Origin of the sequence: Stenotrophomonas sp. NRRL B-14846 (assembly GCF_050473585.1) — a bacterium.
Classification (GTDB): Bacteria; Pseudomonadota; Gammaproteobacteria; order Xanthomonadales; family Xanthomonadaceae; genus Stenotrophomonas.
Window position 1 is genome coordinate 881,077 of the sequence record NZ_JBFLUN010000022.1, and the last position, 21,033, is coordinate 902,109.

23 protein-coding genes and 2 tRNA genes are annotated in these 21,033 nt (G+C 67.3%); 13 read left to right on the forward strand and 12 right to left on the reverse strand.

Going from position 1 to position 21,033, the window contains the following annotated elements; translation table 11 throughout:
• Positions 1–17: 17 nt before the first annotated feature.
• The 8 genes from AB1281_RS06245 to AB1281_RS06280 all read right to left on the reverse strand — a co-directional run bounded on the left by AB1281_RS06245 (position 18) and on the right by AB1281_RS06280 (position 5,683).
• Positions 18–94: transfer RNA gene (locus tag AB1281_RS06245), tRNA-Arg, on the reverse strand.
• On the reverse strand, positions 85–1,011 hold the full coding sequence (locus tag AB1281_RS06250) for an alpha/beta hydrolase family protein (protein ID WP_075674771.1): 927 nt from the start codon (positions 1,009–1,011) through the stop codon (positions 85–87). The genes AB1281_RS06245 and AB1281_RS06250 overlap by 10 nt, the downstream gene beginning before the upstream one ends.
• Positions 1,008–1,817, reverse strand: coding sequence for a bifunctional hydroxymethylpyrimidine kinase/phosphomethylpyrimidine kinase (gene thiD / locus AB1281_RS06255; protein ID WP_430345328.1), 810 nt, complete (start codon positions 1,815–1,817; stop codon positions 1,008–1,010). Before thiD ends, AB1281_RS06250 begins: the two co-directional genes overlap by 4 nt.
• A 64-nt stretch (positions 1,818–1,881) precedes the next feature.
• Entirely contained in the window at positions 1,882–2,550 is a 669-nt protein-coding gene (locus tag AB1281_RS06260; protein WP_075674769.1) for a YoaK family protein, read from the reverse strand.
• A gap of 12 nt (positions 2,551–2,562) precedes the next feature.
• Complete coding sequence (locus AB1281_RS06265; protein ID WP_075674768.1) at positions 2,563–3,069, reverse strand: hypothetical protein; 507 nt, start codon at positions 3,067–3,069, stop codon at positions 2,563–2,565.
• Complete coding sequence (locus tag AB1281_RS06270) at positions 3,066–4,466, reverse strand: PhoH family protein (RefSeq protein ID WP_014036782.1); 1,401 nt, start codon at positions 4,464–4,466, stop codon at positions 3,066–3,068. Before AB1281_RS06270 ends, AB1281_RS06265 begins: the two co-directional genes overlap by 4 nt.
• Positions 4,467–4,550: 84 nt before the next feature.
• Positions 4,551–5,030, reverse strand: a complete 480-nt coding sequence (locus AB1281_RS06275) for a peroxiredoxin (protein WP_430345329.1) — start codon at positions 5,028–5,030, stop codon at positions 4,551–4,553.
• Between the two features lie 92 nt (positions 5,031–5,122).
• Positions 5,123–5,683 carry a glycine cleavage system protein R gene (locus tag AB1281_RS06280; RefSeq protein WP_005409051.1) on the reverse strand — a complete coding sequence of 187 codons (561 nt, stop codon included), beginning with the start codon at positions 5,681–5,683 and terminating at the stop codon, positions 5,123–5,125.
• 163 nt (positions 5,684–5,846) lie between these two features.
• Between AB1281_RS06280 and dapA the strand changes: the two genes are divergently transcribed.
• Both dapA and AB1281_RS06290 read left to right on the forward strand, forming a co-directional pair.
• Complete coding sequence (gene dapA, locus AB1281_RS06285; protein ID WP_014646744.1) at positions 5,847–6,740, forward strand: 4-hydroxy-tetrahydrodipicolinate synthase; 894 nt, start codon at positions 5,847–5,849, stop codon at positions 6,738–6,740.
• A gap of 32 nt (positions 6,741–6,772) precedes the next feature.
• Entirely contained in the window at positions 6,773–7,288 is a 516-nt protein-coding gene (locus AB1281_RS06290; protein WP_014036785.1) for a hypothetical protein, read from the forward strand.
• A gap of 144 nt (positions 7,289–7,432) precedes the next feature.
• Here the strand turns inward: AB1281_RS06290 and fdxA are convergent, their stop codons facing one another.
• The gene (gene fdxA / locus AB1281_RS06295; protein WP_005409054.1) at positions 7,433–7,756 is read right to left on the reverse strand and encodes a ferredoxin FdxA; all 324 of its coding nucleotides are present in this window, start codon (positions 7,754–7,756) and stop codon (positions 7,433–7,435) included.
• Between the two features lie 190 nt (positions 7,757–7,946).
• Between fdxA and AB1281_RS06300 the strand changes: the two genes are divergently transcribed.
• Positions 7,947–9,371 (forward strand): sugar porter family MFS transporter, encoded by a 1,425-nt coding sequence (locus AB1281_RS06300; protein WP_430345330.1) that lies wholly within the window; start codon positions 7,947–7,949, stop codon positions 9,369–9,371.
• Positions 9,372–9,748: 377 nt separating this feature from the next.
• Here the strand turns inward: AB1281_RS06300 and AB1281_RS06305 are convergent.
• Positions 9,749–9,823: transfer RNA gene (locus AB1281_RS06305), tRNA-Glu, on the reverse strand.
• Between the two features lie 52 nt (positions 9,824–9,875).
• Here AB1281_RS06305 and pcnB point away from each other — a divergent pair.
• From pcnB to pgi, 7 genes are all read left to right on the forward strand, one after another.
• The gene (gene pcnB / locus AB1281_RS06310) at positions 9,876–11,255 is read left to right on the forward strand and encodes a polynucleotide adenylyltransferase PcnB (RefSeq protein WP_430345331.1); all 1,380 of its coding nucleotides are present in this window, start codon (positions 9,876–9,878) and stop codon (positions 11,253–11,255) included.
• Between the two features lie 3 nt (positions 11,256–11,258).
• Positions 11,259–11,744, forward strand: a complete 486-nt coding sequence (gene folK, locus AB1281_RS06315) for a 2-amino-4-hydroxy-6-hydroxymethyldihydropteridine diphosphokinase (protein WP_430345332.1) — start codon at positions 11,259–11,261, stop codon at positions 11,742–11,744.
• A gap of 34 nt (positions 11,745–11,778) precedes the next feature.
• Positions 11,779–12,594, forward strand: coding sequence for a 3-methyl-2-oxobutanoate hydroxymethyltransferase (gene panB, locus AB1281_RS06320; protein ID WP_004153072.1), 816 nt, complete (start codon positions 11,779–11,781; stop codon positions 12,592–12,594).
• A complete protein-coding gene (panC, locus tag AB1281_RS06325) occupies positions 12,591–13,430 on the forward strand; it encodes a pantoate--beta-alanine ligase (RefSeq protein ID WP_430345333.1) in 840 nt (279 codons plus the stop codon). The genes panB and panC overlap by 4 nt, the downstream gene beginning before the upstream one ends.
• 65 nt (positions 13,431–13,495) lie before the next feature.
• A complete protein-coding gene (locus tag AB1281_RS06330) occupies positions 13,496–13,993 on the forward strand; it encodes a hypothetical protein (protein WP_197588308.1) in 498 nt (165 codons plus the stop codon).
• A gap of 87 nt (positions 13,994–14,080) precedes the next feature.
• The gene (panD, locus tag AB1281_RS06335) at positions 14,081–14,461 is read left to right on the forward strand and encodes an aspartate 1-decarboxylase (RefSeq protein WP_008268179.1); all 381 of its coding nucleotides are present in this window, start codon (positions 14,081–14,083) and stop codon (positions 14,459–14,461) included.
• Positions 14,458–15,972 (forward strand): glucose-6-phosphate isomerase, encoded by a 1,515-nt coding sequence (gene pgi, locus AB1281_RS06340; protein WP_430345334.1) that lies wholly within the window; start codon positions 14,458–14,460, stop codon positions 15,970–15,972. Before panD ends, pgi begins: the two co-directional genes overlap by 4 nt.
• Positions 15,973–16,082: 110 nt before the next feature.
• Here pgi and AB1281_RS06345 read toward each other — a convergent pair whose 3' ends face one another.
• Both AB1281_RS06345 and AB1281_RS06350 read right to left on the reverse strand, forming a co-directional pair.
• Positions 16,083–16,652 carry a response regulator transcription factor gene (locus AB1281_RS06345; RefSeq protein WP_049447255.1) on the reverse strand — a complete coding sequence of 190 codons (570 nt, stop codon included), beginning with the start codon at positions 16,650–16,652 and terminating at the stop codon, positions 16,083–16,085.
• Positions 16,649–17,875 (reverse strand): ATP-binding protein, encoded by a 1,227-nt coding sequence (locus AB1281_RS06350; RefSeq protein ID WP_119007669.1) that lies wholly within the window; start codon positions 17,873–17,875, stop codon positions 16,649–16,651. Before AB1281_RS06350 ends, AB1281_RS06345 begins: the two co-directional genes overlap by 4 nt.
• A gap of 114 nt (positions 17,876–17,989) precedes the next feature.
• Here AB1281_RS06350 and ispG point away from each other — a divergent pair, with 114 nt between their 5' ends.
• The 3 genes from ispG to AB1281_RS06365 all read left to right on the forward strand — a co-directional run bounded on the left by ispG (position 17,990) and on the right by AB1281_RS06365 (position 20,834).
• Positions 17,990–19,255 (forward strand): flavodoxin-dependent (E)-4-hydroxy-3-methylbut-2-enyl-diphosphate synthase, encoded by a 1,266-nt coding sequence (gene ispG / locus AB1281_RS06355; RefSeq protein ID WP_087922229.1) that lies wholly within the window; start codon positions 17,990–17,992, stop codon positions 19,253–19,255.
• Complete coding sequence (locus AB1281_RS06360; protein ID WP_430345335.1) at positions 19,236–19,985, forward strand: phosphatase PAP2 family protein; 750 nt, start codon at positions 19,236–19,238, stop codon at positions 19,983–19,985. The genes ispG and AB1281_RS06360 overlap by 20 nt, the downstream gene beginning before the upstream one ends.
• 201 nt (positions 19,986–20,186) lie before the next feature.
• On the forward strand, positions 20,187–20,834 hold the full coding sequence (locus AB1281_RS06365) for a response regulator (RefSeq protein WP_005416124.1): 648 nt from the start codon (positions 20,187–20,189) through the stop codon (positions 20,832–20,834).
• Positions 20,835–21,033 lie beyond the last annotated feature (199 nt).

Below are 21,033 nucleotides of genomic sequence, written 5' to 3' on the forward strand. Positions count from 1 at the left end.
GCTGGAAACCTGTCGAGTGGTGCGCCCGGAGAGATTCGAACTCCCGACCGCCTGGTTCGTAGCCAGGTACTCTATCCAACTGAGCTACGGGCGCCCTGCGACAGGAGCGGAATTATGCGGATGTCGGCGCGTACCGTCAACAGTTTTGTGAAAATTTTCATCCAACTGAATGAAAAAGCTGTCAGCCACGGCGTCCGGGGCCTTCAGCCAGGCGAAATGATCGGCGCGCGTGCCCAGCTCCTGCGCGGACAACACGCGCAGTTGCGCGTCCACATTCGGCAGCTTCGCCAGCAACGCCTGCATCGATCCGGTCGGTGCCAACCAGTCGTGCTCCATCAGCACCGCCTGCGCGCTGCCATGCACGCGCGCCATCTGCGCATCGAGGTCTTCGTCCATGCCGGCCGCGGCGTAGTGGTTGTTCAGGCCCACGCGCGCCCAGTCGGCGATCAGTCCGCGAGCTTCGGTGCCGCCGAAGCCGAGGCGCCGACCATGCAGCACGCCCTGGCGCTGCGCGATCCACGGCAGGAAGCGGTAGACCAGCGGCAGCAGCCAGCCGCGCGGTGGCGGGAAGCCACGCCAGAACGGTGAGCCGCTGGCCGCCAACCACAAGCGGTTGAAGTGCTGCGGGTTGCGGCCGGCATGCACGCAGGCCAGCTGACCGCCGAGGCTGTGGCCGCCGATGATCCAGGGCAGGGCGCCGGCCTCATCATCCGCCGCGACAAGGACCGCCTGGCTGGTGGGCAGATCCTGCTCCAGTACTTCGCGATAGCCCCAGTCCTGCGTGCGCGACGGGCGCAGCGAGCTGCTGCCGTTGCCGCGCCACTCATGCAGGTACACCGCCACGCCCTTCGCCGCCAGCGCCTGCGCCAGCGGCAGGTAGTGGCGCGCGGCCACGCCCAGCGCCGGCAACCACAGCAGGCGCGCGATGGGCCGTGCGGGCACGCAGGCAATCACTTCATAGCGATGGCCATCGCCGCACTGCACGGCAAGGAGGGTCGGCGTCAGGCTCATGCGTGCGGTGCCGCGCCGAAGTGATCGAGCACCAGCACCTCGCTGCGGCCAGGCGCATAGCTCTGCTGCAGGCCGCGTGCAACGTAGTCGATGCCGGCTTCGCAGGCGTTGGCCAGGCTCAGGCCGTTGCACAGCTGCGCGGCGATGGCCGAGGCCAGCGTGCAGCCGGTGCCATGTGCATCCAGTGGCAGGCGGGCGTGGATGAATTCTTCGCTGCTGACGCCGTCGAAGTAGCGGTCGATCACGCGGTTGCCTTCCTGCAGGTGGCCGCCTTTCAGCAGCACCGCGCCGGCACCGAGGTCGAGCAGGGCGGAAGCGGCGCGCTCCGCGTCATCGCCGTTGCCGATCTTCCGTCCGACCAGCAGCTCTGCTTCCGGCGTGTTCGGGGTGATCAGCGTGGCCAGTGGGATCAGGCGCTCGCGCATCGCCTGCAGGGCGCTGTCTTCCAGCAGGCGTGCGCCGCTGGTGGCCACCATCACCGGGTCCAGCACCACGTGCGGCGGGCGATGGCGCTGCAGTGCGTCGGCGACGGTGTTGATCACCTCGGCGTTGGCCAGCATGCCGAGCTTCACCGCGTGGATGTCGAAGTCGTCGAAGCAGGCGTCCAGTTGTGCGCGCAGGAAATCGATCGGCGGCACATGCACGGCAATGACGCCGCGGGTGTTCTGTGCGGTCAGTGCGGCGATCGCGGAGAGGCCGTGCACGCGATGTGCTGCAAAGGCCTTCAGGTCGGCCTGGATGCCGGCGCCGCCGCCGGAGTCGGAGCCGGCGATGGTGAGGGCGGATACGGGAGTGGTCGGGCTCATCCAGCGATTGTGCCGTGGTCCCGCTGGGGAAGGTAGATCCACGCCATGCGTGGATGTCCTTGATTCAATGCCGCCAACGCGCCCATTGCTGGTACAGCACATAGCCCAGCCCGGTCAGGCCGGTCAGTAGGGCCGGGGCGAGCAGGGCGTCGTACTGCCAGCGCATGAACAGCCAGGCGCCGATCATGCCGCCGGCGAGGAAGCCGCTGATGATCAGTCCGCTGAGGGTCAGTCGTCGCACCTGCAACGGCAGTCCGCGCAGCAGGTGGCCGAGGCCGATGCCGAGATCGGTGAACATGCCGCTGAGGTGGGTGGTGCGCACCACCGCGCCGCTGAAGGTGGTGGCCATCGCGTTCTGCAGGCCGCAGGCCATGGCGGCGGCCAGGGCGCCCCAGATCTGGTGCCGTTCGAACAGCGGAATGGACACCAGCAACAGCGCCGATTCCAGCGCCAGTGCCACGCCGTAGCGGCGGCCCAGCTGCAGGGTGCTGTCCTGGATCAGCAGGCCGCTGAGCATTGCGCCCAGCGAGAACGCGATCAGCAGGCCCCACAGGTGGCCGACCGCGCGCCAGTCACCCTGGGCCAGTGCCATGCCGAGCTGGCTGGTACTGCCGGTCATGTGGCTGACCGCCTGGTGCTCGAAACCGAGGAAGCCGACCACGTTGACCATGCCGGCCACGCACGAGAGCGCGACCGCGCCGATCCAGACCCAGGTGGGCAGGCGTATTCCCATCGGCGGCGCCCCTCAGGGCCCGCCGAAGCCGCCGTTGAACTGCAGCTCGCTGAAGGTGTTGCTGGCCGGGTCGAACACGGCGCCCCAGAACTGCGTGCCGCCGTCACAGACGCGGATCGCTTCGCGGGCCGGGTTGATGCCGCTGTCGTCGGGCAGATGGAAGGCGTTGATGTAGATCAGCCGTTGGCCTGCGCTTTCGATGCCGACGTACTGGCGGTCAAAGTCGAGCACCTTCGGCACCTGGGCTTCCAGCGAAGACAGTTTCGCCTCCAGCTGGTCGACCTGTTGCCGGCTGGGCGCCCAGTAGCCGCTGACCCGCCCGGCCTCGCGGCCGGGGCTGGGCCGCGAGCAGGTGTCGAGCACCTGCGCGGCAATGATCGGGCGGGTGACCACCCAGGACTGGCCGGTACGCTCGGCGGTCGGCACGCTGGCCGGGCCACGCGTGGTGGTGCAGGCACCCAGGGCGGCTGCGAGCGCGATCGCAGCCGTGGGCAGCAGCAGGCGGGTGCAGCGGTTCACAACACCTCCGAGGCGTAATCGGCCAGGCGCGAGCGTTCGCCACGGCGCAGGGTGATGTGCGCACTATGCGGCCAGTTCTTGAAGCGATCCACCGCGTAGGTCAGGCCCGAGGTGGTCTCGGTCAGGTACGGGGTGTCGATCTGCTCGACGTTGCCCAGGCAGACGATCTTGGTGCCGGGGCCGGCACGGGTGATCAGCGTCTTCATCTGCTTCGGGGTGAGGTTCTGTGCCTCGTCCAGGATCAGGTAGCGCGACAGGAACGTGCGGCCGCGCATGAAGTTCATCGAGCGGATCTTGATGCGGCTGGCGAGCAGGTCGTTGGTCGCCTGCCGCCCCCACGTGCCGCCTTCCTGGTTGTGCGTGAGCACTTCCAGGTTGTCGGTCAGTGCGCCCATCCACGGCGTCATCTTCTCTTCTTCGGTGCCGGGCAGGAAACCGATGTCCTCGCCGACGCTGACCGTGGCGCGGGTCATGATGATCTCGCGATAGCGCTGCTGGTCCATCGTCTGCGCCAGGCCGGCGGCCAGCGCCAGCAGGGTCTTGCCGGTGCCAGCGGTGCCCAGCAGCGTGACGAAGTCGATCTCCGGATCCATCAGTGCGTTGAGGGCGAAGTTCTGCTCGCGGTTGCGTGCGCTGATGCCCCACACGGCGTGGCTGCCGTGGCGGAAATCATCGACCAGCGACAGCACCACCTTGCCGTCGCCGACCACGCGGCTGACGCGCAGCTCGACTTCATCTTCGCCGGGCAGGTAGACGTACTGGTTCGGGTACCACTCCTCGCCATCCTGCGCGAGAATTTCGTAATGCGTGCGGCCCTTGTCGCTCCAGCTGCGCAGGTCGTCGCCGTGGCGCTTCCAGAAGTCTTCCGGCAGTTCGGTGGCGCCGGTGTAGAGCAGGCTGAAATCGTCCAGCGCGCGGTCGTTCTCGTAGTCCTCGGACACGATGCCGGCGATGGCGGCCTTGATCCGCAGGTTGATGTCCTTGGAAACGAACACCACCGGCAGGTCCGGGGTTTCTTCCTTCAGGGCCAGGATCGCGCCGAGGATGGCGTTGTCCGGGATCACCTTGCCGAAGCTCTTGCCGGCGTCGAAATGGCTGGTCTGGAAGCGCAGCTTGCCGGCGCTCTGCTTGCCGCGCAGCTGCAGCCCATTGGGGCGCTGCAGCGGAATGCCGTCGGCCAGGTTGTCCAGGCCGGAGGCCTGCACCAGCTCGTTGAGGAAGCGGCTCACCTGGCGGGCGTTGCGGCTCGCTTCGGAAGTGCCCTTCTTGCCGTTGTCCAGCTCCTCGATCACCTGCATGGGCAGGTAGACGTCGTGCTCCTCGAATTTGAACAGCGCGGTGGGATCGTGCATCAGCACGTTGGTATCCAGCACGTAGATGCGCTTGCCTCGGGTCATCGTCGATTCCTGGTTACGGACAGGGAAAAACCACCACGGCCTGCTGCAGGGCAGGGTGATGGCAGACACAGTAGGCAGTGGGACTCACTTGGACTGGGAGACCTTCAGTTCGGCGAGAACGGCATCGGCATGGCCGGCAACCTTGACCTTGCGCCAGGACTGCACGATGCGGCTGTCGGGGGAAATCAGGAAGGTGCTGCGTTCGATGCCACGTACCTGCTTGCCGTACATGTTCTTCATCTTGATCACGTCGAAGGCGCTGCACAGCGCCTCGTCGCCATCGCTGACCAGCGGGAAGTCGAAGCCCTGCTTGGCACAGAAATTGTCGTGCGACTTCACCGAATCGCGCGAGACGCCCAGCACGACCGCGCCGGCCTTCTTGAACTTCGGCAGCAGCGCGTTGAAGTCGATGCCTTCGGTGGTGCAGCCGGGGGTGCTGTCCTTGGGGTAGAAGTACAGCACCAGCCAGTGGCCGGCGTAGTCGCCGAGGGTGGCCTGGTCGCCACCGGACAGCGCCAGTGGCAGGGAGAGGGTGGTGCTGTCCAGGGTATCGCCGTTGTTCATGAGGTCCTTCTGTCGAGCCTGGGTTCTTTCCAAGACAATTGCATGAAACGCCACGCGCCCGTGAGAGGCGCGCGAAAAAATCAGGAATTCATTCAGAACTTCATCGGGTCCATGATCGCGTCCAGGTTCAGGTGGTCGCAGAACTCAAGGAAATCGTCGCGCAGCGCGGCGATGTGCATGTTGGCCGGCACGCCGATGGTGACCTGTGCACTGAACATTTCCGCACCGGTCTGCATGGCGCGGTAGCGCGTGCTCTGCAGGTTCTCGATGGTGATGCCTTGGCGGTCGAAGAAGTCGGCCAGCTGGAACAGGATGCCCGGCTTGTCGGCGGCGATCACTTCGACGATGTACGGCAGCAGGTTGGACTGCGCCTGCTTGGCGGCGGTGCGGTACCAGACCAGCTTCAGGCCCTCTTCGCGCTCCAGCCGCGTCAGCATCGCCTCCAGCTTGGCCACCGAGTCCCAGGAGCCGGTGGCCAGGGCGGTGACCGAGACATCGCGGCCGACCGTGGCCAGGCGTGCGTCCACCAGGTTGCAACCGCTGTCGGCGATGCGGCGGGTGACGGACAGCAGGGGGGACTCCGGATGCGTCGTATAGGCGTTGATCAGGAGGTGGTTTTCGCTCGGCGCGGGGCGCGGGGTGGTGTCGGTCAAGGCGATTCCGGGTAATGCATGCGTTAGTCTGAATGCCCACCAGAGGCGGGGATCCACCGGTGTCCAGCATACTTGCCCGTGCTTTCGCGCCGCAAGTAACATTCAGGTCGCCCCCAGCCTTTCGTGGCGGGCGTTTCCCTTCCCAGCCAAGAGCAGCACGTCCTTGTCCCTTTCCGGCCTCATCACCGCGCTGGCGACCCCGTTCCGGGCCGACGGCGCCCTCGATCCCGATGGTTGGCAGCGCCTGCTGCACCTGCAACTGGAGGGTGGCGTCCATGGCGTTGTCGTGGCTGGCTCGACCGGCGAAGCGGCGACCCTGACCGATGCCGAGTACGACCAGCTGCTGGCCAGTGCGGTCGAACGCATCGGCGGCCGCATCCCGGTCATGGCCGGCACCGGCCTGTCGGGCACCGCCAAGACCATCGAACAGACCCGCCGTGCCGCCGCCCTTGGCGCCAGCCACGCGCTGGTGGTCACCCCGCCGTACGTGCGGCCGACCCAGGCCGGCCTGATCGCGCACTACCGCGCGGTTGCCGACCAGGGCGGGCTGCCGGTGGTGCTGTACAACGTGCCCGGCCGTACCGGCTGCGACATGCAGCCGGAGACCGTGGCCGAGCTGGCCAGCCATCCCAATATCGTCGGCATCAAGGAAGCGGTGGGTGACACCGGCCGGGTGCAGGCGCTGCTGGCACTGCGTAGCCCGAAGTTCGCGGTGCTCAGTGGTGACGACGGCACCGCCGCGCGTTCGATCCGGGCCGGCATCGATGGCCTGATCTCGGTCGGTTCCAACGTTCTTCCGGGCGCCTATCGCCGGATGTGCGAGCTGGCCGCCGCGCACGACCACGAAGCCACCGAGTCCTGGGATGCGCGCCTGCATCCGTTCCATGATTTCTGTGGCGTCGAACCCAACCCGATCCCGGTCAAGGCGCTGCTGCGCCGCATCGGCATCGGTCATGACCTGCGCCTGCCGCTGCTGCCGCTGTCGGCAGCACATCACCCGGCGGCCGACCATCTTGCCGGCGACATCGCCGCCCTCGAAGCCCTTTCCAGCCACTGACCTTCCGTCTTGGTCTGACCCAGGAGATTCACATGCGTCAATCCGTTTCCACCGTCCGCGTGCTGTCCTACGCCCTGCTTGCTGTGGCGGTCGCCGCCGGCACCACTGGCTGCTTCAAGCGTGGCGTCAAGGGCGACTACGCCCTGGCCCCGGAAATGCGTCCGCTGGAAGTGCCGCCGGACCTGAACCTGCCCAACGCCACCACCGACACCAAGGTGCCGACACTGGCCTCGGCCACCAAGCCGGCCGCGCCGGTCGCCGCAGCGCCGGCGGTGGGCAACACCGGTTTCACCATTGCCGGTGGCAAGGATGAAGCCTTCGCCAAGGTCGGTACCGCACTGGAAGGCGTGGAAGGCGTGACCATCGCCAGCCGCGCACAGCTGCTGGGCTCGTACGACGTGGCCTACGAAGGCAGCAACTTCCTGGTCCGCGTGGTGGCGGTTGATGCCGGCGCCTACATCTCTGCGGTCGATCCGCGTGGCCTGCCGGCCACCGCCGAAGCGCCGGTGAAGCTGATCGCCGCGCTGAAGGCGAAGCTGGCCCAGTAAGGGCTGCCTCTGGTAGAGGCCGACCTTGGTCGGCGCTTCTGTGCCAACCAAGGTTGGCACCTACCGGATCGCGCGGTTGGTATCTGCCGAGCAACAAAAAAGGGCGCCATGGGCGCCCTTTTTCGTTGCCGCAGCGGGCGCTTGTCAGCGCTCCAGCAGCTTCAGCTTGTCCGGCTTGCCGTCCCATTCGCCGGCGTCGGCGGGCGGGTCCTTGCGCACGGTCAGCACCGGCCACTCCTTCGCCAGCTCGGCGTTGAGGGCAACGAAGCCCTCCTGGCCCGCAGGAACATCGTCCTCCGGGAAGATTGCATTGACCGGGCACTCCGGCTCGCAGAGGGTGCAGTCGATGCACTCATCCGGGTCGATCACCAGGAAGTTCGGGCCTTCGTGGAAGCAATCCACGGGGCACACTTCCACGCAATCGGTGTGTTTGCACTTGATGCAGTTTTCGGTGACGACAAAGGGCATGGGCTTGGGGGTGGATCGATTCCTGAACCCGCCAATTCTAGAACAGGTTGGCCCCCGGTGTCGGCGCGGGACGGAAAACGGGCGTCTGGCAGGCGCGGCCGTGGCGGTCATTGGCGGCACGGCAGGGCCTGTGCGACGCTGCGCGGCAACCGGTCCTGGTGGCCGGGCTCCCTTCCCAGCAGGATCATCCATGTCCCAAGCCCAGTCCGGCACCGCCTCCCACGGTGGTGAAAACACGGCGTTCATCGTCCTGATCAGCTGCGTGGCCACGCTCGGTGGATTCCTGTTCGGCTTCGACAGTGGTGTCATCAACGGCACGGTCGATGGCCTGCGCCAGGCCTTCAACTCCAGCGAGGCGGCGCTGGGTTTCGAGGTCGCCTCGATGCTGCTGGGCTGCGCGATCGGTGCATTCCTGGCCGGCTGGTTGGGCGACCGCCTGGGGCGCCGTGGTGTCCTGATCGTGTCCGCGCTGATGTTCCTGGTTTCGGCGCTGGGCGCCGGGGCGGCCCACGCGTCCTGGCTGTTCATTGCGGCCCGCGTGCTGGGCGGCTTTGCGGTGGGGGCGGCCAGCGTGATGTCGCCGGCCTACATCGCCGAAGTCGCCTCGGCGCGCTATCGCGGCCGCCTGGCCACGGTGCAGCAGATGGCGATCATCTGCGGCCTGTTTGCCGCCTTCCTCAGCAATTACCTGCTGGCCCGCGCCGCCGGCGCCTCGACCGAGCCCTTGTGGCTGGGCCATGAGGCTTGGCGCTGGATGTTCTGGATGCAGGCGCTGCCGTCGGGGTTGTTCCTGCTGCTGTTGCTGGTGATCCCGGAAAGCCCGCGTTTCCTGGTGCTGAAGGGCCGCCAGGCGCAGGCGAGGGCGGTGCTGTCGCGGCTGTATGGCGAGGCCGCTGCCACGGCCAAGCAGGCCGAGATCGAGGCCAGCCTGGCCCAGGACCAGCACAAGCCGCGCTTCAGTGATCTGCGCGACAAGGTCACCGGCAAGTTGCGCCCGATCCTCTGGGTGGGCATCGGCCTGGCCATGTTCCAGCAGCTGGTCGGCATCAATGTGGTGTTCTACTACGGCGCGGTGCTGTGGCAGGCGGTGGGTTTCTCGGAAAGCGATGCGCTGCTGATCAATGTGTTGTCCGGCGCACTGAGCATCGGTGCCTGCCTGCTGACGGTGCTGCTGATCGACCGCATCGGTCGCAAACCGCTGCTGTGGGTCGGCTCGGTCGGCATGTCGGTGGCGCTGGTGCTGATGGTGGTGGCGTTTGCCAGCGGCAGCCTGGTCGATGGGCGCCTGCAGCTGTCCGATGGCATGGGGCGGCTGGCGCTGGTTGCGGCCAACGTCTACGTGGTGTTCTTCAACATGTCCTGGGGCCCGGTGATGTGGGTGATGCTGGGCGAGATGTTCCCCAACCAGATCCGCGGCCCGGCGCTGGCCGTGGCGGGGGCCGCGCAGTGGACCTCGAACTTCGCGATCACCGTGACCTTCCCGATGCTGCTGGCCGGCATCGGCCTGGCTGGCGCCTATGGCATCTACGCGGTCGCCGCGATCCTCTCGATCTTCTTCGTGGTCCGCTGCGTGCGCGAGACCAAGGGCAAGGAGCTGGAGCAGATGGAAGGCTGACGGCCGGCCTGTGTTTCAGCGCCTCCTTTCTCCGTGGGGAGGCTGCAGGCCAGCCGATCCAGGACACGCCGTAAACCCATCCATGGGGGCTCGATGGCGCCATCCATGGCGCCAACGGTCCTGGATCGGCTGGCCTGCAGCCTCTCGACACATTGCGGGTGGCGGACGCAGGTCTGCGCGTCGGGATCGAGTTGGCTGCGGAGGAGCGAGGCTGTTCGTGCCGCCGTCGCGGGAAATTGTCTGGAGGCGGTGGCCTGCCCCCTCCCGCGCAGGAACAGGGAGGCGCTACTGCGACCAGGCCGACCGATGCCAATGCAAACCCCGGAAAACAGAAAAGCCCGCACGGGGCGGGCTTTTTCGGTTCCTGCTGCGGCGACTGGCGCTCCCTAGGGGACTCGAACCCCTGTTTTAGCCTTGAGAGGGCCACGTCCTAACCACTAGACGAAGGGAGCGTAACTGTGTCGCTGCCGAGGCAGGAGCGCTAGTATATGCACCTCGATGCCATTGGGCAATCCCGAAACTTCAACCGGAAGCGCCAACATCATTTCCTCTGCTACATCACCGTTCAGCCTGCGCGTCATCCCGCGCGACCAGCACACGATCTCCCGCAAGGACATCAGCCCGAACGCCCTGCGCGTGCTTTATCGCCTGCGCGATGCCGGCTTCGGCGCCTACCTTGTCGGCGGCGCGGTGCGCGATCTGCTGGTCAATGGCCAACCCAAGGATTTCGACGTGGCCACCGACGCCACGCCCGAGCAGGTCAAGCAGCTGTTCCGCAACTGCCGCCTGATCGGCCGCCGGTTCCGTCTCGCCCATGTGGTGTTCGGCCGCGAAATCATCGAAGTCGCCACCTTCCGTGCCAACAGCGATGACGGCAGCGGCGACCGTGAGATGGAAAACGGCATGCTCGTGCGCGACAACGTGTACGGCACCATCGAAGACGACGCCATCCGCCGCGACTTCACCTGCAACGCCCTGTACTACGCCATCGAGGATTTCTCGGTGCGTGACTACACCGGTGGCTTCGAGGACGTGCAGGCGCGCCTGATGAAGCTGATCGGCGACCCCGAGCAGCGTTACCGAGAAGATCCGGTGCGCATGCTGCGTGCGGTGCGCCTGGCGGCCAAGCTCGGCTTCCAGATCGAAGAGGGCACTGCCGCGCCGATCCCGCACCTGGCTGGCCTGCTCAACGAAGCCGCGCCGGCGCGCCTGTTCGAAGAAGTGCTCAAGCTGTTCCTGTCCGGGCATGGCGTGGCCAGCTTCGAAGGCCTGGAGCGTTACGGCCTGCTCGACGTGCTGTTCCCGGAAAGCGCCAAGGCGCTGAAGGCCAACCGTACCGGCGCGCTGCGCCGCATGCTGGTCGAGGGCCTGGCCAATACCGATGCACGGGTGGCCAACGACGAACCGGTGTCGCCGGCGTTCCTGTTCGCGCTGCTGCTGTGGCCGGCGTTCTGCCGCGCACAGGCGACCCTGCTCAAGCAGGGCGTGGCACCGGAAGAGGCGCAGCGCCGCGCTGCCGACCGCGTCACCGTGCAGCAGTTGAGCACCATCGCGCTGCCGCGCCGCTTCTCGCTGCCGATGCAGGAAATCTGGCTGCTGCAGTCGCGCTTCAGCTCGCGCCAGCGCAAGCGCGTGTTCCGTACCCTGACCCATCCGCGCTTCCGCGCCGCGTTCGATTTCCTCAGCCTGCGTCAGGTGGCTTCGTCCGAACATGCTGCCGATGTCGAGTTCTGGCGCGAAGCGCAGGCGCAGTCCGGTCGTGAGCTGGAGTCGTCGCTGGATGCGATGCACAGTGAAGAGGGCGATGACGAGAGCGGAGCGCCGCGCAAGCGCCGCCGTCGCCGCCGCCGTCCGGGTGCCCCGGCCGGTGCAGCGGGCGAGTAAGCGATGACCCTTGCCTGGATCGGCCTCGGCGCCAACCTCGGCGACGCGGCCGCCACCGTCGGCGCGGCGATCGCCGCGCTCGACGGCCTGCCTGCGACCCGCCTGCGCCAGGCCTCGCGCCTGTATGCCACGCCGGCCTGGGGCAATGAAGACCAGCCGCCGTTCGTCAACGCGGTGGCTGCGGTCGAAACCACATTGCAGGCCGATGAGCTGCTGCAGGCCATGCTGGCGCTGGAGCAGCGCTTCGGTCGCGTGCGCGATCCGGCAGTGCACTGGGGGCCGCGCGCGCTGGACCTGGACCTGCTGCTGTATGGCGCGCAGGCGCTCGACCAGCCTGGGCTGAAGGTGCCGCACCCTTATATGCACGAGCGTGCCTTCGTGTTGGTGCCGCTGGCCGAAATCGCGCCGGATCTGGCCATTCCCGGCCACGGCCGCGTGCAGGATGCAGTGATGCGGGTCGATGCCTGCGGGATCGCGCCGATAGGGTGATAATGACCGGGTTATCTCCCCCGGTTATCAGCACATGAGCACCCACGCAGACAGCAAGCCCTGGACCGTTCCCGCCCTGGCCGAGGCCAAGCGCAATGGCCAGAAGCTGGTCATGTTGACCGCCTACGACGCCGGCTTTGCCCGCACTTTCGACGCCAACGGCGTTGACCTGATCCTGATCGGCGACTCGCTGGGCATGGTCGTGCAGGGCCATGATTCGACCCTGCCGGTGACCGTGGCCGACATGGTCTACCACACCCGCGCCGTGGCCCGCGTGCTGCAGCGTGCGCTGCTGGTGGCCGACCTGCCGTTCGGCGCCGACGCCACTCCGGAGCGCGCGCTGGATGCCTCGCTGCAGCTGCTGCAGGCCGGCGCCGAGATGGTCAAGATCGAAGGTGCCGGCTTCAAGGTCGACATCATCCGCTACCTGGTGGAGCGCGAGATCCCGGTCTGCGCGCATCTGGGCCTGACCCCGCAGTCGGTGCTGCGACTGGGTGGCTTCAAGATCCAGGGCCGTGGCGATGCCGCGCGCCAGCTGGTGGAAGATGCCAGGGCCGTGGCCGCCGCCGGCGCCAGCATCATGGTGCTCGAATGCGTGCCGACCCCGGTCGCTGCCGAAGTGACCGCTGCGGTGGATGTGCCGACCATCGGCATTGGCGCAGGCCCGCAGTGCGATGGCCAGGTGCTGGTGCTGCATGATTTCCTCGGCCTGGACAGTGGCCATCGCCGTCCCAAGTTCGTCAAGGATTTCCTTGCCGAAGGTGGCTCGGTGGCCGGTGCCACCCGTGCCTATGCCGACGCCGTGCGCGACGGCAGCTTCCCCGACGAACAGCACGCCTACGCCCAATGATCCAGACCTTCAACGAGCTCGGCGCACTGCGCGAGCAGATCGCCCAGTGGAAGCGCGAGGGGCTGCGCGTGGCGCTGGTGCCGACCATGGGCAACCTGCATGGGGGCCACCATTCGCTGGTGACCCTGGCCCGCCAGTACGCCGACAAGGTGGTGGCGAGCATCTTCGTCAACCCGACCCAGTTCGGCCCCAACGAGGATTTCAGCCGCTACCCGCGCACGCCCGAGGCCGACGTGGCCGGGCTGGAGCAGGTCGGCTGCGATGCGGTGTGGCTGCCCAGCGTGGAGGCGATGTATCCGCTGGGCGTGGACAAGACCACGCGCATGCACGCGCCAGGTGTCAGTGAAGTACTGGAAGGCGCCAGCCGCCCGGGACACTTCGATGGCGTGTGCACAGTGGTGGCGCGCCTGTTCCTGCAGGTGCAGCCGGACGTGGCCGTGTTCGGCCGCAAGGACTACCAGCAGCTTGCCGTGATCAAGCAGATGGTGGCCGAGCTGTCGTTCCCGATCCAGATCGTCGGTGCGGAGATCGTGCGGGACGAGGATGGCCTGGCCAAGAGTTCGCGCAACCAGTACCTGAGCGCCGAACAGCGCCCGGTCGCGACCACCCTCCACCGCACCCTGCTGGGCATGCGCGAAGGCTACGTCGCGGGGCAGGCGCGCGAGCGCATCGAGGCCGATGCCACCGCTGCGCTGCAGGCCGCCGGTTTCCAGGTCGACTACGCCGTGCTGCGCACTCCGGAACTGGCCGAGCCGACCTTCGACGGCGGTGGCCGCGTGGCGCTGATTGCCGCGCGGCTGGGCACCACCCGCCTGATCGACAACCTGGAGTTCTGAGCCGCATGCGGCTCCGGGGCGCCCGCAATGGGCGCCTCTCACATCCCACGGACGGGAAACTGGACATGACACCCCGCACCACTGACGCCGGCCGCCTGGCCCAGGCCTCGATCCTCGCAGTGCTGGCTGCCGGCATGCTGCCGGCGCAGCTGTTCGGCGGCCTGCTGTTCGCATTGGACCTTGGGCGTACGCCGGTGCCGGCCCTGATCGGTGGCGGGCTGATGTTCGTACTGGCGGTCTGCAATGCCATTGCCGTGCTGTTGCCGATGGCGCTGATCCTGCAGTCTCAGCAGCGCCTGCGCCGGGTCGGTTTCGTCCTTGTGGGGTTCGGCCTGGGCGCGCTGGCCATGGCCACCTGTGCCTGGCCGGGCGACGACAGCGGCCCGCTGCTGCAGCGCCTGCGCTACGTCGACACTTTCGATGTGATCAGCTATGGCCTGTCAGTGCTGGCTGCCGGGGGCTTCGGTGCGGTGGCCGGCTGGGCGTTCCATGCGGTGTTCCGCCTGTCGCTGGCAGGTAGCGTTGGCCCCATGCCGCCAGCGCTGCCGGGCGAGCGCGCCTGAACGGCCTTCAGCGTCCTGCTGCAGCCCCCTGATGACGGCCAAGCGGGTGCTAGAATCCGCTCTTTCCTTTGCCGTTGCAGCGCCCCCATGCACCTGTCCCTGCTCAAGACCAAGATCCACCGCGCCACCGTCACCCATTCCGAGCTGAACTACGAAGGCTCGATCGCCATCGATGACAACCTGCTGGCTGCCACCGGCATCCGCGAGTTCGAGCAGGTGCACATCTGGGACGTGACCAACGGTGCGCGTTTCTCGACCTACGCCATCCGCGCCGAAGCCGGCAGCGGCGTTGTCTCGCTCAACGGTGGCGCCGCGCGCCACGTGCAGGTCGGTGACATCATCATCATCGCGGCGTTCGCCAGCATGACCGAGCAGGAAGCTGACAGCTTCAAGCCGAAGCTGGTGTACGTTGATGGCAGCAACCAGATCACCCATACCAACGACACGATCCCGACCCAGGCCGCATGACAACGAACAACGGATTCGACTCGCTGCATTCCCACGCCCAGCGCCTGAAGGGCGCAAGCATTCCCAGCCTGCTCGCCGCCGAACCCGGCCGTGTACAGGACCTGGCGCTGCGGGTCGGTCCGTTGTATGTCAATTTCGCCCGGCAGAAGTACGATGCCGCGGCGTTGCAGGCGCTGTTGGCGCTGGCCGCCGAGCGTGATGTCGGCGGTGCCATCACGCGCCTGTTCCGCGGCGAGCAGGTCAACCTGACCGAAGGCCGCGCCGCGCTGCACACCGCGCTGCGTGGCGATGTGGTCGATGCGCCGGTGGCGGCCGAGGCCTATGCCACAGCGCGCGCGATCCGCCAGCGCATGGGCGTGCTGGTGCGCGCGCTGGAAGGCAGTGGCGTGACCGATGTGGTCAGTGTCGGCATCGGTGGTTCCGACCTCGGCCCGCGCCTGGTCGCCGACGCACTGCGCCCGGTCACCGGTGCGCGCCTGCGCGTGCATTTCGTGTCGAACGTGGACGGCGCCGCCATGCAGCGCACGCTGGCCACGCTGGATCCGGCGAAGACCGCCGGCATCCTCATCTCCAAGACCTTCGGCACCCAGGAAACGCTGCTCAACGGCCAGATCCTGCACGACTGGCTGGGCGGCAGCGAGCGCCTGTATGCAGTCAGCGCCAATCCGGAACGTGCCGCCAAGGCCTTCGCGATCGCTGCCGATCGCGTGCTGCCGATGTGGGACTGGGTCGGTGGTCGCTATTCGCTGTGGTCGGCGGTCGGTTTCCCGATCGCGCTGGCGATCGGCTTCGAGCGCTTCGAGCAGCTGCTGGAAGGCGCCGCGCAGATGGATGCGCATGCGCTGGATGCACCGCTGGAGCGCAACCTGCCGGTGCTGCACGGCTTGACCGACATCTGGAACCGCAACGTGCTGGGCCATGCCACGCATGCGGTGATGACCTACGACCAGCGCCTGGCGCTGCTGCCGGCCTACCTGCAGCAGCTGGTGATGGAGAGCCTGGGCAAGCGCGTGCAGCGTGATGGCCTGCCGGTCAGCACCGACACCGTGCCGGTGTGGTGGGGCGGGGCAGGCACCGACGTGCAGCACAGCTTCTTCCAGGCGCTGCACCAGGGCACCAGCATCGTTCCGGCCGACTTCATCGGCTGCGTGCACAACGATGATCCCTACACGATCAATCACCAGGCCCTGCTGGCCAACCTGCTCGCACAGACCGAGGCACTGGCCAATGGCCAGAGCAGCGATGATCCGCACCGTGATTACCCGGGCGGTCGCCCGAGCACGCTGATCCTGCTCGACGCGCTGACCCCGCAGGCGCTGGGCGCGCTGATCGCCATGTACGAACACGCCGTGTACGTGCAGTCGGTGATCTGGAACATCAACGCGTTCGACCAGTTCGGTGTCGAGCTGGGCAAGCAGCTGGCCAGTGGCCTGCTGCCGGCGCTGCAGGGCGAGGATGTGGCGATTGCCGATCCGATGACCCGCGAGATCCTGGCGCAGCTGAAGGGCTGATGCCCCCTGTAGAGTCGAGCCATGCTCGACTGCCTTGTGCGTGTAGTCGAGCATGGCTCGACTCTACAATCCGGTAACGCCGGGTCATGCCCGGCGGGCGCGACGCGGCGTCACCGGCTCGGGTCGCGCTCCGGGCTCGGCCGCTTGGCCAGCTTGCGCTGCAGCGAGCGCCGGTGCATGCCGAGCAGGCGTGCGGCCGCTGACACATTGCCGCCGGTCTCGTGCATTGCCTGCTGGATGTGTTCCCACTGCAGGCGGCTGATCGGCGTCATCGCGTCGGGCACTTCCATTTCGCCATCGTCGGCCGGGCCGTCGTCTTCCTCGCCGAGGGCGCGCAGGATCATCGGCACCGTGGCCGGCTTCGGCAGGTAATCATCCGCACCCAGCTTGATCGCCTCCACCGCGGTGGCGATGCTGGCGTAGCCGGTCACCAGCAGGATGCGCATGTCCGCGCGCAGCGCGCGCAGCGGCTGGATCAGTGCCAGGCCGGAATCGCTGCCCAGCTTCAGGTCGATCAGCGCGAACGCCGGTGGATGCTGGCGGGCCAGCGCCAGCGCACTGGCGGCATCCTGTGCGGTCTGCGTTTCAAGCCCCTTGCGGGCCAGGCTGCGCTGCAGGGTACGCAGGTACAGCTCGTCGTCGTCGACCAGCAGGCCCTGGGTGGAATGGTGAAGGCTCATGGGGTGTCCTCGCGTGGGGCCAGCGGCAGGCGGAAGCCGACGCGGCTGCCGGCCCCCTGGGCCGGGCGCATCCACATCTCGCCGTCGAGTCGTTCGATGGTGGCATGGGACAGGGCCAGGCCGACGCCCATGCCCTCGCTCTTGCTGCTGCCGAACAGCTTGCCCGGCAGCACTGCGGCACGGGCGTCGAAGCCATGGCCGTAGTCGCGGACTTCGCCGATCAGGTCGTCGCCTTCAATGCGCAGGTCCAGGTCCACGCGCGGCCGGCCGGCCTTCTCGCCGGCGTCGGCGGCGTTGTTGAGCAGGACCATCAGCAGATGGCCCACGCCCGGGTCGAGCGGCAGCCGCAGCGGCGCATCGTCGTTGCGGTGCAGGTCGATGGTCGGCCGCACCAGGCGCCATTGCTCCAGCACCTGCTGGGCGCTGGAGTGGCTGCGGCCCGGTGCGTCGGCCGAGGCCGGAGCAGCCAGCGCCAGCACGCGCTCCCGGCACTGCACCAGCAGCTCGCGCAGGGTTTCCATGTCCTCGCGCACTTCCGGCTCTTCGCTGCGCTCGGCCACGTCGTCGGCGAGCAGGGTCATCGTCGCCAGCGGCGTGTTCAGTTCATGCGCCACCGAGGCGGCATGGGTGGCCAGCGCGACGATGCCCTCGTTGCGGGCGAAGCGCTCGCGCAGTGCCGACAGTTCCAGTTCGCGCTCCCGCAGGGCCAGCGCCAGCCGGGTGGAGAAGGCCAGTACCACTGCGGCGGAAATCAGGAAGTTGGCGACCACGCCCCAGCGATTGAGGTCCTGCGCGCGGAAATAACCGTCCGGCAATGGCTGCCCGAAGATGCCGCTGGCGGCGTAGCCGAGCAGGCAGGCCAGCGCCACCGCCAGTGCCCAGCGCAGGGGCAGGGCGAACGCGGCCAACGCGATCAGGATCAGGAACAGCGAGCTGAACGGGTTGGCCATGCCGCCGCTCCAGCCGACCATCCAGGTCAGGATGATCACGTCCACCAGGATGTGGCCGAACGCGGTCAGCGGTGCGGTGTCGGCCGCTTCCGGGCGCAGCTGGGTATAGATGTTGAACAGAGTCAGCACCGCCACGCCGGCCCATAGCGGCAGCTGCGGCAACGGCAGGCCCAGCACCCAGGTGGCAACCAGGATGGTGGCGGCCTGGCCGCCTACGGCAAGCCAGCGCAGGCTGCACAGGGTACGGAGAAACGGGGCGTCGGGACCGGTCATTCACGCTCATCGTATGCGTTCACGGGCGACCGTGCCTGCGACAATAGGCCGCAGCCGTGCCACCGGCTGAATGCGAGTCACCCGGAATGCGGGGGCGGGCGGTAGAATGCGCCCATGCACGACGCCGTCACCCGCCCGACTCCTCCCTCCGATGCCACCTCCTGGCCCCGCCGCCAGACCCATGCCGTGCAGATCGGCGGGGTCACCGTAGGCGGAGGCAAGCCGGTGGTGGTGCAGTCGATGACCAACACCGACACGTCCGACGTGGCCTCCAGCGTGAAGCAGGTGGCCGAGCTGTGGCGGGCCGGTTCGGAAATGGTGCGTTTGACCGTCAATACCGTGGAAGCCGCTGCGGCGATCCCGCGCATCGTCGACAAGCTGGCGATGATGGGCATCGACGTGCCGCTGATCGGCGACTTCCATTACAACGGCCACCAGCTGCTGACCGCCGAACCGGCGTGTGCCGAAGCGCTGGCCAAGTACCGCATCAACCCGGGCAACGTCGGCTTCGGCAAGAAGAAGGACCTGCAGTTCGCCCAGTTGATCGAGTTCGCGATCCGCTACAACAAGCCGGTGCGCATCGGCGCCAACTGGGGCTCGCTGGACCAGGCCCTGGCGGCGAAGCTGATGGACGAGAACAACCTGCGCGAGCAGCCCTGGGATGCCGGTCGCGTGCTGCGCGAGGCGCTGATCCGTTCGGCGCTGGATTCGGCCGAGCAGGCGGTGGAGCTCGGCCTGCCGCGCGACCGCATCGTGCTGTCGGCCAAGGTCAGTGGCGTGCAGGAGCTGATCGCGGTGTACCGCGACCTGGCCCAGCGCTCCGATTTTGCCCTGCACCTGGGCCTGACCGAGGCCGGTATCGGCAGCAAGGGCATCGTCGCCTCGTCGGCGGCACTGAGCGTGCTGCTGCAGGAAGGCATCGGTGACACCATCCGCATTTCGCTGACCCCGGAACCGGGCCAGTCGCGCACGCAGGAAGTGATCGTCGCCCAGGAACTGCTGCAGACCACCGGCCAGCGCGCCTTCACGCCGCTGGTCACGGCCTGCCCGGGCTGCGGCCGCACCACCTCCGAGTTCTTCCAGGAACTGGCCAAGGTGGTGCAGAACCACGTGCGCGAGAAGATGCCGCTGTGGAAGATCCACCATCCGGGTGCGGAGAACATGACCCTGGCGGTGATGGGCTGCATCGTCAACGGGCCGGGTGAGTCGCGGCACGCCAACATCGGTATTTCGTTGCCGGGCACCGGTGAAACCCCGGCCGCGCCCGTGTTCGTCGATGGCGAGAAGAAGGTGACCCTGCGTGGCGAGAACATCGCCCAGGAGTTCGTCGCCCTGATCGACGATTACGTCGAACACAAATATGTCCGAAGCGCCGGATAAGCCCGCGATCCTCGCTGCGCCGGAGTCCGCCTCCGGTTTCCGCCACTGGATGGCGCGCAATGCCTGGCGCCTGGTGCTGCTGTTCGGTGGCGTGCTGCTGCCGTTGGCCGGTTTCGTCGCCCTGGCCGACGAAGTGCACGAGTTTGAATCGTTCCATTTCGATGCGCCGCTGCTGTGGCAGATGCATGGCCTGCATTCACCGCTGCTGGACCGCTTCTTCGTGCTCATTTCCAAGCTGGGCTACGAATGGTTCCTGATTCCGGCCGACGTGCTGATCATCGGCGTGCTGCTGGGCTACCGGCGTTGGCGCGAGGCCACGTTCGTAGCGGTCAGCTTCGTCGGCTCGGCGCTGCTGAACATGGGCAGCAAGCATTTCTTCCAGCGCCAGCGCCCCAGCCTGTGGGAATCGATCGCGCCGGAATCGACGTTCAGCTTTCCCAGCGGCCACGCGATGGGCTCGATGACCCTGGCCGTGACCCTGGTGCTGCTGGCCTGGAACACCCGCTGGCGCTGGCCGGTGCTCGTGCTGGCGCCCTCGTTCAGCCTGCTGGTCAGCGTCTCCCGGGTCTATCTGGGGGTGCATTACCCCTCCGACATCCTGGCCGGATGGTGTGCCGCGCTGGTTTGGGTGGTAGGGTGCTATCTGGTCATGTTCAGTCGCCGGCATCCTTGGCGACGTCAGGATTCGCCGCCAGCGACGGCCAGCGAAGCATCATCACAGGGGGATTGACGTGGATGACCCCTCCGGGGCGTCTACGTAATAGATCAGTTGTTTCGTTGCAGCAGGTTCTGCAAGACAGGGGGCAAGCACAACGCGCGGTACTGTGATGCGCAAGGCAGAATGCCTGGGTCGCATCTCGAACGCGCTTGCAGGGGTATCGGCGCCCTGCCTAGCTTGACCTGCAATGGCCGCATTCGAAGAGGTACGTGAATGACGATTCGAGTCTACCTGGTGGATGACCACGCGCTGGTCCGCACCGGGATGAAGATGATCCTGTCGGGGGAGACCGACATCGAGGTGGTGGGCGAAGCCGAGACCGGCGAAGACGCGCTGCGCGACGTTCGCCAGCTGCTGCCGGACGTAGTGCTGTGCGACCTGCACCTGCCCGGCGTGAGTGGCATGGAAGTGACCGAGCGCATCGTCCGCAGCCACCGCAACACCCGCGTGGTGATCGTGTCGGTGCTGGAAGACGGGCCGCTGCCGAAGCGGTTGCTGGAAGCCGGGGCTGCCGGCTACATCGGCAAGGGCTGCGATGCGCAGGAACTGCTGCGTGCGGTGCGCGACGTGGCCATGGGCCGGCGTTACCTGGGTACCAGCATCGCGCAGAACCTGGCCTTGTCGACCGTGGAAGGCAATGGCTCGCCGTTCGACAGCCTGTCGCCGCGCGAGCTGGAAGTGGCGTTGCTGCTGACCCAGGGCCTGCGCCAGGAAGACATCGCGCGGCGCCTGAGCCTGAGCGCGAAGACGGTGAACACGCACAAGGCGCGGCTGTTCGAGAAGATGGGGATCCACGACAACATCGCGCTGGCGCGCATGGCCAGCCAGTACGGGTTGGTGGATCCGGCACGGCCGTTGTAAGGGTTTCGGCCAACGGCGAAGCCCCTCGCGGCGTATTTCCGCTGACATCGGTGGCTTGGCCGGGCAGGTTGGGTTCGCGGGGGACGCCGTGAACCCATCCATGGGGGCTTGGTCGCCGCATCCATGCGGCTCACACCCCCGCGAACCCAACCTGCCCGACCTTGGACAGTTTCCTGTGGCATCCGCCGCGGAATGAAGA

Excerpts from the sequence above, each read along its gene's own strand:
- AB1281_RS06330 (WP_197588308.1), top strand. The coding sequence starts at position 13,496 with ATGACACCCCGCACCACTGACGCCGGCCGCCTGGCCCAGGCCTCGATC.
- AB1281_RS06360 (WP_430345335.1), top strand. The coding sequence starts at position 19,236 with ATGTCCGAAGCGCCGGATAAGCCCGCGATCCTCGCTGCGCCGGAGTCC.
- AB1281_RS06250 (WP_075674771.1), bottom strand. The coding sequence starts at position 1,011 with ATGAGCCTGACGCCGACCCTCCTTGCCGTGCAGTGCGGCGATGGCCAT.
- folK (WP_430345332.1), top strand. The coding sequence starts at position 11,259 with ATGACCCTTGCCTGGATCGGCCTCGGCGCCAACCTCGGCGACGCGGCC.
- AB1281_RS06290 (WP_014036785.1), top strand. The coding sequence starts at position 6,773 with ATGCGTCAATCCGTTTCCACCGTCCGCGTGCTGTCCTACGCCCTGCTT.
- pgi (WP_430345334.1), top strand. The coding sequence starts at position 14,458 with ATGACAACGAACAACGGATTCGACTCGCTGCATTCCCACGCCCAGCGC.
- panD (WP_008268179.1), top strand. The coding sequence starts at position 14,081 with ATGCACCTGTCCCTGCTCAAGACCAAGATCCACCGCGCCACCGTCACC.
- fdxA (WP_005409054.1), bottom strand. The coding sequence starts at position 7,756 with ATGCCCTTTGTCGTCACCGAAAACTGCATCAAGTGCAAACACACCGAT.
- AB1281_RS06365 (WP_005416124.1), top strand. The coding sequence starts at position 20,187 with ATGACGATTCGAGTCTACCTGGTGGATGACCACGCGCTGGTCCGCACC.
- AB1281_RS06275 (WP_430345329.1), bottom strand. The coding sequence starts at position 5,030 with ATGAACAACGGCGATACCCTGGACAGCACCACCCTCTCCCTGCCACTG.
- AB1281_RS06350 (WP_119007669.1), bottom strand. The coding sequence starts at position 17,875 with ATGACCGGTCCCGACGCCCCGTTTCTCCGTACCCTGTGCAGCCTGCGC.
- AB1281_RS06270 (WP_014036782.1), bottom strand. The coding sequence starts at position 4,466 with ATGACCCGAGGCAAGCGCATCTACGTGCTGGATACCAACGTGCTGATG.
- AB1281_RS06260 (WP_075674769.1), bottom strand. The coding sequence starts at position 2,550 with ATGGGAATACGCCTGCCCACCTGGGTCTGGATCGGCGCGGTCGCGCTC.
- thiD (WP_430345328.1), bottom strand. The coding sequence starts at position 1,817 with ATGAGCCCGACCACTCCCGTATCCGCCCTCACCATCGCCGGCTCCGAC.
- panC (WP_430345333.1), top strand. The coding sequence starts at position 12,591 with ATGATCCAGACCTTCAACGAGCTCGGCGCACTGCGCGAGCAGATCGCC.
- AB1281_RS06300 (WP_430345330.1), top strand. The coding sequence starts at position 7,947 with ATGTCCCAAGCCCAGTCCGGCACCGCCTCCCACGGTGGTGAAAACACG.
- ispG (WP_087922229.1), top strand. The coding sequence starts at position 17,990 with ATGCACGACGCCGTCACCCGCCCGACTCCTCCCTCCGATGCCACCTCC.
- AB1281_RS06345 (WP_049447255.1), bottom strand. The coding sequence starts at position 16,652 with ATGAGCCTTCACCATTCCACCCAGGGCCTGCTGGTCGACGACGACGAG.
- panB (WP_004153072.1), top strand. The coding sequence starts at position 11,779 with ATGAGCACCCACGCAGACAGCAAGCCCTGGACCGTTCCCGCCCTGGCC.